The sequence below is a fragment of the Pseudomonas sp. HN8-3 genome, assembly GCF_020790195.1.
Taxonomy (GTDB): domain Bacteria; phylum Pseudomonadota; class Gammaproteobacteria; order Pseudomonadales; family Pseudomonadaceae; genus Aquipseudomonas; species Aquipseudomonas synxantha_A.
Map to the genome: position 1 here is coordinate 3386169 of NZ_CP086206.1, position 11298 is coordinate 3397466.

An 11298-nucleotide genomic window follows, 5' to 3' on the forward strand; every position below is an offset into this window, starting at 1 on the left:
TTGCTCCCGATAGCAGTGGGTCAGCCAAAGCATATGCAAGCTGATCCACCGCCATCGGGAGCAAGCCCCCTCCCACATTTGAATCTCTTCAGTGCTTCAATCCAACGCTCCGATCAGCGCTTGGCCAGCTCCATAATCATCCGGCTCAACAGATAAACCCGCGGCGCCACGCTCTCCACCTCGGCATATTCCTCCGCCGTGTGGATATTGCCCCCCACAATCCCAAACCCATCCAACGTCGGCGTCCCTACCCCGGCCGACAAGCTGGCATCTGCCGCGCCGCCACTGCCTTCGATGGTCAATTTGCGCCCCAACTCGCCATAAATACCTTGGGCGATCGCCACCAACTTATCCGATTCGGCCGTTTGCGGCATTGGTGGCAGGCCACGTTGCAGGCTGGTTTTCACTTCAGTGTCGGGGATCAACTTGTTGGCTGATACCCGCGCCAGATCCTTCTCGATTCGATCGAACTCTTCCGGCACCGCCGCACGTACGTCGGCCTTGGCAGTGGCCTGGTCGGGGATAACGTTAGTGCGGTCACCGGATTTGAGCACAGTGAAGTTGATGGTGGTCTTCTTCTCTTCATCACCGAGCTTGCCCAGTTGCAGGATCTGGTGCGCGGCCTCCATGGCGGCGTTGCGTCCCAGTTCCGGGGCGACGCCGGCGTGGGCGGACTTGCCTTTGACTTCGACCACCGCGGTCGCGCTGCCTTTGCGCCATACCACCAGGCCGTCCGCTGGGCGGCCGGGTTCCAGGTTGAGGGTCACGTCATGGCCCTTGGCGGTTTTACGGATCAGTTCCGAGGCAGCCTCAGAGCCGGTTTCTTCGCTGGCGTCGAGCAGGAAGGTGATCTGTGCGTAGTCCTTGAAGCCCTGGTTTTTCAGGACTTTCAGCGCGTAGATGCCGGCGACGATGCCGCCCTTGTCATCCATCACGCCGGGACCATAAGCACGACCATCCTTGATGTGGAACGGGCGCTCGGCGGCCGAGCCTTCCTTGAAGACAGTGTCCATGTGCGCCATCAGCAGGATCCTGGCCTTGCCGGTGCCTTTGAGGGTGGCAACCACGTGGCTGTTATTGGCCGCCTTGTCCGGTACCAATTCAATGCTGAACCCCAATTGCTTCAACTCATCCACGGCGATGTCACGCACTTGGGTCAGGCCCGGCTCGTAACCTGACCCCGAGTCGATATTTACCAGGCGCTCCAACAGCTTCAGGGCCTGGGCCTTGTACTGCTCGGCATCCGCCTGGATCTGCTTGTGAGGTTCGGCGCTGTAGGCCGGCATGACGAAGGACAACGCCAGGGTGGCGGCCAGCAGGGTACGCGGGAAAGTGAAGAGCATGGAGCGATCCTTTTTTGTTGGAATGGGCTCCCCACACCCTATCTCACTAGACCGACCGCAACCAACCCTCCTGCACGGCGTTTACCCGGTTGCGCCCGCTGCTCTTGGCTTCGTACAACGCCTGGTCGGCATCGTTGAGCCAACCGATGGAGTCAGCGTGGGTCGGCTGGTACGGCGCCAGGCCGATACTCAAGCTGACGCGCAATGCCGGGTCCTGGGCATAGGCCAAGGCGTTGAAGCGATCGCGCAAGGCCTCCATCACTTCGGTGGCGCGATTGAGGGGCATGTCCGGCAGGATCACGCAGAACTCATCGCCGCCATAACGCCCGGCCAGATCGGTGGCGCGCAGGTTCTGGCGCAGCACTTTGCTCAATTGGCGCAGGACGATATCGCCGGTCACATGGCCATAGGTGTCGTTGATAGTCTTGAAGTGGTCAATATCAATCAGCGCGATGGCGGCGCCCGCCTGGTTTCGGCGGCAGCGTTGGAACTCGATGTCCAGGTGGTCTTTCCAGGCACCGTGGTTGAGCAGGCCGGACAAGCTGTCGGTGCGGCTCAAGGCCAACAGCTCACGCTTGTGCCGGGCCAGGGTCACGGCCTGGCGGTAGCAGATCCAGCCCAGCACCAAGGGATACAGCATCAGGATCGGCAGGCAGGCATACAACTGGGCCTGGGTGGTCACGGCGATAAACCCAGGCGCAAAAATCAGCAGCGCCGCGCCCAGCCCCAGCGCCTGCGCCGCCCACCCCGCCAGCATAAAGCGCGTGCCACCGATGGCCACGTTGTTCATGGTCATCATCGACAGGGTGGTGACGCTGGGCAGTGGGTTGAAGTGCATCGCGCCGACCCAAAACCCGCCGCAAAAAGAATCGAACAACAGGCTACGACGCTCACTGCCCAGGGTATGGGCTGCACGCAAAGACAATTGAAACGCCACATGCGGCCACACAAAAGCGTTGATCAGCATCCAGGCCCACACCCAAAGGGAAGGACTCAGCGGATACATGGCAAACACCACGCAGATGAAGCCGAGGCTCAGCCCCAGAAGACGAGATTTGTACAAGCGCGAAGCGAGCGGAAGTCCCTTTCCTCCTACGGCTGGCATGGTGGGGTGCGATCCTGAGTGAGTGCCTGGAGTCTAACAGGGCAACGTCAAATCGCCACTACTGCTTACACGCTAATGCTTCAGTGTGAAAAGCCACGCGCCAGCATCCATGCAACGCCCAACAGCAGCACTGCGGTGACCCGCTGCAACAACACCCGCCGCTTGGGGTTTTCCAGTACATGCTTGATGCGCTGGCCGAAATAGCAATACAGGCACCCGCTGGCAAATTGCAGCAACAGGAAGGTCGCCCCGAGAATGGCGATGTCCGCCGCCGAACTGTGCTCGCCCGCACCTGCAAACTGCGGGAACACCGCACTGAACATGATGATGGTCTTGGGGTTGGAAAACCCGGTCAACAGCCCTTTGCCAAACAGGCTGCGCGAGCCTTCCACGGCGCCTGCGCTGTTGATCGACACGCCGCTGTTGGTCCACTGCTTGTAGGCCAGGTAGAGAATGTAGGCCACCCCGACAAACTGGATGGTCTGGGTAATGGCAAGGTTGCCCTTGATCAGTTCCGAGAAACCGACGGCAAAAATCAGGATGGAAATCAGGTACGACACACTGGCGCCGATCTGCGCCGGGATCGAACTGCGCAGGCCGTCCTTCAAGCCCAGGCTCAGCAACAGCAGGGTCATGGGGCCGGGGCTGAAGGTCATGGTGGTGCAAAACAGCAGGAAGTAGAGAAACGAAGACAGGGTTAATGCACTTGTCATGGCCGCGGACCTTGAATGGAGAGAAACACGCCTCAAGCGCCCGCCCCAGGGCGGCCTTGGCGGTCTGGTTACGGCGCAGTCTAGGGCAGCGGCATTGCACAAGGCAGGTAAAGTGATGCCTAATCCGGCCTGACTTCACCGGTAAAATCACCGGCAAACATAAGGTCCCGTCATGTTTGTATCCGCCATCGCTTTTGTGGAAGGCACCCCCAAGGTCCAGCAGATCGTCGAGGCGTTCAGCCAGGCCATCGAGAACGGCGAATGGGCGCCGGGCAGCAAGTTGCCGTCGGTACGGGAATTGACCCAGACCCTGGGCGTGAGCAAGTTCACCGTCAATGAGGCGCTGGACCGCCTGCGCGGGCGCCATTTGCTCACCTCCAGCCAAGGCCGTGGCTACTTCGTGGCGATGGACAGCGCCCGGCCGGCAACGGCGACCTGGGTCGACTTGCTGCCCCAGGACCTGCTCAGCATATTGCGTCGCCCGCTGGTCACCGCCAGTGGCGAACTGCGCCCCGGCGGTGGGCACTTGCCGGAGGAATGGCTCAATGGCGAAGCGATTCGCCAGGCCATGCGCAGTGTGGTGCGTGCGCCAACGCTGCGCATCGCAGGCTTGGGCACGCCAGCCGGGCTGCTGCCGTTGCGCCAGGCGCTGCAACAGAAACTGCACGGTGAAGGTTTGTCGGTGCCCGTAGAACAGATCACCACCACGCCCAACACTGTGCAGGGCCTGGACATGCTTATGCGCCTGCTGGCCCGACCTGGCGACACGGTGTTGCTCGACGCGCCGTGCTACTTCAACTTCCACGCCAACCTGGCGCTGCATGGGGTCAAGGTCGTTACCATTGAGCGCCGCCCCGACGGTTTCGATTTCGCAGCCCTCGAACAGTTGCTGGCCGAACACCGCCCCAGCCTCTACCTGACCACCAGCGTTTTGCATAACCCCACCGGGCATACCTTCAGCCCCAGCCAAGCGTTTCGCCTGCTGCAGCTGACCCAGCAATACCACTGCCATATCGTCGAGGATGATCTGTATGGCGACCTGCACCCCAACCCTCCCCCGCGCCTGGCTGCCGTCGCCGGGCTCGATCAGGTTACCTACTTGTCAGGGTTCTCCAAGATCCTCAGCGCCAACACCCGGGTCAGCTACGTCGTGGCCGCGCCGCAACTGGCCGCCAACCTCACCAATATGAAGTTGATGAGCGGCGGCGTAACCTCCGAACTGTTCGAACAGATCGTCTACCGTATGCTCACCGAAGGCAGTTATGCCAAGCATCGCAAGCGCATGGTGCAACGCCTGATGGAGGCCGGTGGACGCATCGAACAATGGCTCAAGCGCTGCGGCTGCGAACTGCCGATGGCCTATGAAGGCGGAATGTTTATCTGGGCGCGTCTGCCGAAGGGGGTGAACGGCGAATTGCTGGCCCAGGAAGCGTTGAAACGCAGCATGGTGCTGGCGCCCGGTGCGCTGTTTGGCTACGACCCGGCCCATCGCGACTCGATGCGCTTCAATGTGGCCCACAGTGATGAGCCACGGGTGCAGCGGGTGTTTGAGGCGTTGTTGCATGAAGTGGCGCAGAGCAATGCCCATGCCGGGCGCGAATCCCTGTAGGAGCGGGCTTGCCCGCGAAGGTCGTCAACGATGACGCGGGTTTACAGCCCAAGCGCGGCGCTCTCAGGTTTTTCGCGAGCAAGCTTGCTCCTACAGAAAAGCCAATTGAGGTGTTTTGAGCCGTTCACCTCGGCAACGGAATTACCCGCAACGGCCGCACCGACTTGTACGAAAAGCTCGAATAGATTTCCTTGACGCAGGGCAAGGTCTGCAAGACTTCGCGGGCAAACTCGCCAAACGATTCCAGGTCCTTGGCCACCACTTCCAGCAAAAAATCATAGCGGCCCGACACGTTATGGCACGCCACGATTTCCGGAATCTCCAACAGGCGCTGCTCGAACGCGCGGGCGATTTCCTGGGTGTGGCTGTCCATCATGATGCTGACAAACGCGGTCACCCCATAGCCCAGCGCCTTGGGCGAGAGGATCGCCTGGTAGCCGCTGATCACCCCGCTTTCCTCCAGGGTGCGCACCCGGCGCCAGCAGGGTGAGGTCGTCAAGGCGACCCGCTCGGCCAGTTCGGCCACGGTCAGGCGGGCGTTGCCCTGCAATGCGTTTAAAAGGGCTTTGTCGGTGCGGTCCAGCTTGATGGGCATAACGTGCCTCTAATCATTATTTTTATCGGTGTTTGATTCACAAACGCGGGTTTTTCCAGCAGTTTTTGCAAGGTTCGTCCGTGGTTATGAGCATAGCATTGTAGGAAATAAGGAGCGCCCGACATGACCAATAAACACCACACCTGCGGCTTTTCCACCCGTGCCATTCACCACGGCTATGACCCCAAGGACCACCACGGCGCGCTCGTACCGCCGATTTACCTGTCGGCCACCTTCGCCTTTCCCACGGTTGAATACGGCGCCGCGTGCTTTGCCGGCGAAGCCAGCGGCCACTTCTACACGCGCATTTCCAACCCGACCCTGGCGCTGCTGGAATCACGCATGGCCACCCTGGAAAACGGTGAAGCGGCGGTGGCCTTCAGCTCCGGCATGGGCGCGATTGCCGCGACGTTCTGGACCCTGCTACGCCCGGGCGACGAGGTGATCGTCAGCCAGACCCTGTATGGCTGCACCTTCGCTCTGTTGCACCACGGCATCGGCGAATTCGGCATCAAGGTGCGGCATGTTGACCTGACCGACCTGGCCGCCCTGCAAGCGGCCTTGTCCCCGGCGACCCGCATGATCTACTGCGAAACCCCGGCCAACCCCAACCTGCGCCTGATCGACATCGCCGCCGTGGCCAGGCTTGCCCATCAACAGCCGAATGTCACCCTGGTGGTCGACAACACCTACTGCACGCCCTACCTGCAACGGCCCCTGGAACTGGGTGCCGATGTGGTGGTGCACTCGGCCACCAAATACCTCAGCGGCCATGGCGACATCACCGCAGGCATTGCGGTGAGCAACCAGGCGCTGGCACAGCGCATTCGCCTGCAAGGGCTCAAGGACCTGACTGGCGCGGTGATGTCGCCCCAGGACGCGTCGTTGCTGATGCGCGGCCTCAAGACCCTGGCCCTGCGCATGGACCGCCATTGCAGCAATGCCCAGGCGCTGGCCGAAGCCTTACAGGCGCACCCGGCCGTGGAGAGTGTGATCTACCCCGGGCTGCGGTCCTTCCCACAGTACGAACTCGCGACCCGGCAAATGAAACTGCCCGGCGGCATGATTGCCTTTGAACTCAAGGGCGGGATCGAGACGGGGCGGCGCTTTATGAACGCACTGCAACTGTTCACCCGTGCGGTCAGCCTGGGGGATGCCGAATCGTTGGCGCAACATCCGGCGAGCATGACCCACTCCACCTATACCCCCGAGCAACTTGCGCAGCACGGTATCAGCGAGGGCCTGGTGCGTTTGTCGGTGGGGCTTGAAGACGTCGCCGACCTGTTGGCGGATGTGCATCAGGCCCTGGCCAAGTGCGGCCGCAACACGGTGCGTCAGGCCGCGACAGCGCCCTCTGCTGTGAGATAGCGCCTACACGTAAAGTGATTTTTATCCTGGCGGTGGTCGGACGGATCCGACTACCGTTATGCGTTTTTAATCTGAATTTTATCGATTGGATCCCCCTGCCTTTGCCAGCCTGTACTAGCATGGTGGCGGCGGGAAGGATTATCCGTGCAGGTTATTCATAGCGGTTACCTTGTTGACTCCCGCCGCTATAACGCCCAATACCTGTACCCGAAACTCATGGACGAATTGATGAACTCACACCTGTTCCCACATATAGGCAAGGTCATCGCCAGCACCGGCAGCCGCCATTTCCCACGTATGCTGCATGACCTCATCCTCACCCAACTGGCCGTGGACGCCACCCATATCACCCAGCTGCAGGTCAACAGCGAAGGCCACAGCCGCCGCAAGATCAGCCCGGTCTACACCGACTCGGTGGCAACCCTGGGGGCCGAGCAACCCGCCGCACAATTGCACCTCACCGGACACAAGGACGATGTGCGCTACGTGCTGTCGGTGTACCGCTCGCACCCCTCGCAGAGTTTTTCTGCCCAAGAGCGCAGCATGTTGCAGGACTTCTCCACGCTGTTGCTGCCCATGGTGGAAAAACACATCACCGCGATCCAGCCTGGCCGTCAGGACAGCCCGCCGGCAGTGCCACAGCACCAGGGCATCGAAACCCTGCGCCGACGCATCCAGGAGCGCCTGGTGCAATCGGGGCTGACCCTGTCCAACCGTGAACTGCAAGTGTGCGTGGGCCTGCTGGCCGGGCGCACCGCACCGGAGCTGGCCGAACAACTGGCATTGAAGGTCAACACCATCGAAAGCTACCTCAAGCGCGCGGCGATCAAGCTGGGGATCAGTGGGCGGCATTCGTTGTTGCGGTGGATGTACTCGACCCAAGACAGCACCCGTTTCTAGGCGGACGCAGATCAAACTGTGGGAGGGGGCTTGCTCCCGATAGCGGTGTATCAGCCATGACATCTTTGACTGAAAAATTGCTATCGGGAGCAAGCCCCCTCCCACATGAGGTCCTCATTAGCAGATAGGGATCAGTCCCTTGCCAATGCCTCTATCGGGTCCAACCGCGCCGCATTTCGCGCCGGCACAAAACCGAACACAATGCCGATCAGTGTCGAGCAGGCAAACGCGGTAATGATCGAGCCCACCGAAAACACCATTTCCCACTCCTTCACAAACAGCGAAAACAGATAACCGATGGCGTAGGACAACGAGATCCCGATGATCCCGCCGATCAAACACACCATCACCGCCTCCACCAGAAACTGCTGGCGAATATCCGACTGGCGCGCCCCCACCGCCATGCGGATACCAATCTCGCGGGTGCGCTCGGTGACCGACACCAGCATGATATTCATCACGCCAATGCCTCCCACCAGCAATGAAATCACCGCAATCAACGACAACAGCAGCGCCAGGGAACGGCTGGTTTTTTGCACCGTCTGCATGATGCTGTCGAGGTTGTTGGTGAAGAAGTCCTTGGTGCCGTGACGTTGCAGCATCAGCTTGTTGACGTTGTCTTCCACCACCTTGCTCGGCTGGCCGTCTTTGATGCGCACGGTGATGCTGTCCAGATGACGCTGGCCCAACAGGCGCCCCGCCGCCGTCTCATACGGCACCCACACGTTCAGCGCCTTGCTGGCGGCGAACATGTTCTTGTTGTCCACCGTCACGCCGATCACCGTACACGGCAGGTTGCCCACCAGGATCACCTGGCCCAGCGGGTCGATGTTCGGCCCGAACAGCCGCTGGCGGGTGTTGTGGTCGATCACCACCACCTGGGCCTGGCGTCGCGCATCGCTTTCACTGAAGGCAATGCCGGCTTCCAGCTTGAGGCCCTTGACCTTGAAGTAGCGATCACTGACGCCGTTGACCTGGGCATCCACATCGATGTTGCCAAAGCGCAGCAACAGGTTGCGGCCCACCACCGGCGTGGCGCTGTCGACGTAATACAGCTGGTTCAGCGCGTCCACATCCGAGGGCATCAGCGTCTGGATCGCCGAGGCGCGACTGTCGCCAAAGCTGGTGCCGGAAAAGATATCGATGGTGTTGCTGCCGATCGCCTGGATGTCCTTGAGCACATAGCGCTTGGCGCCTTCGCCGATGGCCGAGATCGACACCACCGAGGTGATCCCGATCACAATGCCGAGCATGGTCAGCAAGGTGCGCATGCGGTGCGAAATCAGCGCAACCCAGGCCATGTTGAAGGCTTCCTTGAATAGCCCCAGGCTCGCCACCAGGCGCCGCGCACCGCTGCGCCTGGACTCGATCGGCGCTTCGCTGGGCAGCTCCAGGTCAACGCTGTCATTGACCTTGTCGCTGACGATCTCACCGTCACACACCTCGACAATGCGCTGGGCATTCGCCGCGACTTTGGGGTCGTGGGTGACGATGATCACCGTGTGCCCGGCCGCGTGCAGCTCTGCGAGGATACGCATCACCTCCTTGCCGCTGTGGGTGTCGAGGGCGCCGGTGGGTTCGTCGGCGAGGATCACTTCGCCGCCGTTCATCAGGGCCCGCGCGATACTCACGCGCTGTTGTTGCCCGCCGGACAGCTGGCTGGGCCGGTGGGAGATATGCCCGGACAAGCCCAGGCGAGCGAGCAAATCCCGCGCGCGGCTGTGGCGCTGGCCTTCAGGAGTACCGGCATAAATCGCTGGCATTTCCACGTTGTGCAAGGCGCTCAGGTGAGCAAGCAAATGGTAGCGCTGGAAGATAAAGCCGAAGTAATCACGGCGCAGCTCAGCCAGTTGCTCATCGCCCAGGGAGCGGGTTTCGATGCCATTGATCTTGTAGCTGCCGGCGGTGGCGTAATCCAGGCCGCCAAGGATATTCATCAGGGTCGATTTGCCCGAGCCCGAGGCGCCGATGATCGCCAGCATTTCCCCGGCATGAATCGTCAGGTCGATGCCTTTGAGCGCGATGAATTCACGCTCGCCGGCCATGAAACTACGGGTGATGCCCTTGAGTTCCAACAGAGGCTGAGTCATGGATCAGCTCCCTGCCACGGCGGGTGTGGCGTCGCCGATCACCACCTTGTCGCCCTCGGCCAGGCCATCCAGAATCTGCACTTTGACGTTGTTATTGATGCCGGTCCTGACGTTGCGCTCTACCGCTTTGCCCTTGGCATCCAGCACCCGCACCGGGTAACTGCCGTCGGCATTGCGTGCTCCCAGCGCCGCCACCGGCACCATCAACGCGGCCTCGGCGGTGTCGAGCACAATGCGCACCTGTGCGGTCATGGCGATGCGCAGGCGGTGGTCAGGGTTGGGCACGTCGAACAGCGCGTTATAAAACACCGCGGTGTTCTGCTTGGGGGTGCCGGCGGTCTGGGTTTCGAGGAAGTTCTGCGGGGCTGGTTCAGTGCCGCGCAGTTTGGCGTAATAGCGTTTGTCCGCCTCGCCGAGGATGGTGAAGTACACCTGCTGGCCGGGGCTGATATGAATCACATCCGCTTCCGAGACTTGGGCCTTGACGGTCATGGTATCCAGGTCCGCCAGCTTGAGCAGTACCGGTGCGAGCTGGCTGGCGATCACGGTCTGGCCTTCCTGGGTGACGATGCCCACTACGTCGCCGTCGATGGGCGCGTTGATGCGGGTGTAGGCCAGGTTGACCTTGGCGGTGTCGATCTGGATGTGTGCGCTTTTGATCTGTGCGTCCAGGGACAGCAGGTTGGCCTGCTGCACCTGGAAGCTTGATTCGGCGTCTTCGAAATCCTGGCGTGACACCGATTCGTCGGCCTGCAGGCCCTTGTAGCGCTCATAGACAGACTTGGCCTGCTTGAGCTGCGCGGCGGTGGCGCGGCGTTGGGCCTGGAGGTTTTCTTCGTCGACCTGGGCTTTGCGCAGGGTGTTCTGCAGGATCAGCGGGTCGATTTCGGCTAGCCACTGGCCCTTTTTTACCTTGTCGCCGACTTTGACTTTCAGCGATTTGAGCTGGCCGGAGACTTGGGCGCCGACGTCGACCTGCTTGATGCCTTCGAGCAGGCCGGTGGCCAATACTGCGTTTTCGATATCGCCGCGTTCGGTGGTGGCGGTGAGGTATTGGGGGGCGTCGGCGGGGGCCTTTACGGTGTAGATGATCAGGCCGATGGCGACGGCCAATGCTGCCAGGAGGCCGATTTTGCGGAATTTAGACGTTTGCATGGTTGGCTTCTTGATTGAGTACAGATCCGTTGGCCGGGTAGACGCGGCATCGGGTTGCAAAAGCAGAGTGAGGTTTTATTGACTTGCACAGCTTAAAAATGTGGGAGGGGGCTTGCTCCCGATGGCGGCCTGACAGCCGACCAGGATGTTGGATCAGAACGAGTACATATCCGTTATTTAGGTAACGGCCACTATTGGTTCCGCTCTTACAGCGGCTCACTTTTGAAAAGCGCAAAAGTAAGCAAAACGCTCTTGCCCCACCACTCGGCACCTCGCTCAGGCTCGGTGTGCCCGTAATCCGACAGGGATTTGGGGGGCCGCCGCCACGCGCCATCCATGGCGCGGGGCGGCTAAACCGGCATCCCTGCCGGTTTACCCCCCAAATCCCTGTCGAATTCCGGCCAGCGTGGTTTAACGGGG

At 61.0% G+C, this 11298-nt stretch carries 9 protein-coding genes and 1 pseudogene; 4 read left to right on the top strand and 6 right to left on the bottom strand.

Annotated features, from left to right (window positions below; genetic code table 11):
• Window positions 1–113 precede the first annotated feature (113 nt).
• The 3 genes from LJX92_RS14780 to LJX92_RS14790 all read right to left on the bottom strand — a co-directional run bounded on the left by LJX92_RS14780 (window position 114) and on the right by LJX92_RS14790 (window position 3161).
• The gene (locus tag LJX92_RS14780) at window positions 114–1343 is read right to left on the bottom strand and encodes a M20/M25/M40 family metallo-hydrolase (RefSeq protein ID WP_032880746.1); all 1230 of its coding nucleotides are present in this window, start codon (window positions 1341–1343) and stop codon (window positions 114–116) included.
• Window positions 1344–1389: 46 nt separating this feature from the next.
• Window positions 1390–2448 carry a diguanylate cyclase gene (locus tag LJX92_RS14785; protein WP_103734597.1) on the bottom strand — a complete coding sequence of 353 codons (1059 nt, stop codon included), beginning with the start codon at window positions 2446–2448 and terminating at the stop codon, window positions 1390–1392.
• 80 nt (window positions 2449–2528) lie between these two features.
• Window positions 2529–3161, bottom strand: coding sequence for a LysE family translocator (locus LJX92_RS14790; RefSeq protein ID WP_228308490.1), 633 nt, complete (start codon window positions 3159–3161; stop codon window positions 2529–2531).
• 172 nt (window positions 3162–3333) lie between these two features.
• Between LJX92_RS14790 and LJX92_RS14795 the strand changes: the two genes are divergently transcribed.
• Complete coding sequence (locus tag LJX92_RS14795) at window positions 3334–4770, top strand: PLP-dependent aminotransferase family protein (RefSeq protein WP_228308491.1); 1437 nt, start codon at window positions 3334–3336, stop codon at window positions 4768–4770.
• A pseudogene (locus LJX92_RS27020) lies at window positions 4761–4865 on the top strand (outer membrane lipoprotein carrier protein LolA); the annotation flags it as partial. The gene LJX92_RS14795 and the pseudogene LJX92_RS27020, both read left to right, overlap by 10 nt.
• A gap of 29 nt (window positions 4866–4894) precedes the next feature.
• Here the strand turns inward: LJX92_RS27020 and LJX92_RS14800 are convergent.
• Window positions 4895–5365: an Lrp/AsnC family transcriptional regulator gene (locus tag LJX92_RS14800; protein ID WP_228308492.1), complete on the bottom strand. Its 471-nt coding sequence runs from the start codon at window positions 5363–5365 to the stop codon at window positions 4895–4897.
• A 123-nt stretch (window positions 5366–5488) separates the two neighbouring features.
• Between LJX92_RS14800 and LJX92_RS14805 the strand changes: the two genes are divergently transcribed.
• A complete protein-coding gene (locus LJX92_RS14805; RefSeq protein WP_032880742.1) occupies window positions 5489–6733 on the top strand; it encodes a methionine gamma-lyase in 1245 nt (414 codons plus the stop codon).
• Between the two features lie 228 nt (window positions 6734–6961).
• Entirely contained in the window at window positions 6962–7633 is a 672-nt protein-coding gene (locus LJX92_RS14810; protein WP_228309909.1) for a helix-turn-helix transcriptional regulator, read from the top strand.
• 131 nt (window positions 7634–7764) lie between these two features.
• On the opposite strand, the gene LJX92_RS14815 is transcribed toward LJX92_RS14810, so the two are convergent.
• Together LJX92_RS14815 and macA are read right to left on the bottom strand one after the other, a co-directional pair.
• Window positions 7765–9723, bottom strand: a complete 1959-nt coding sequence (locus tag LJX92_RS14815; RefSeq protein WP_228308493.1) for a MacB family efflux pump subunit — start codon at window positions 9721–9723, stop codon at window positions 7765–7767.
• Window positions 9724–9726: 3 nt separating this feature from the next.
• Window positions 9727–10878, bottom strand: coding sequence for a macrolide transporter subunit MacA (gene macA, locus LJX92_RS14820; RefSeq protein ID WP_005788987.1), 1152 nt, complete (start codon window positions 10876–10878; stop codon window positions 9727–9729).
• Window positions 10879–11298 lie beyond the last annotated feature (420 nt).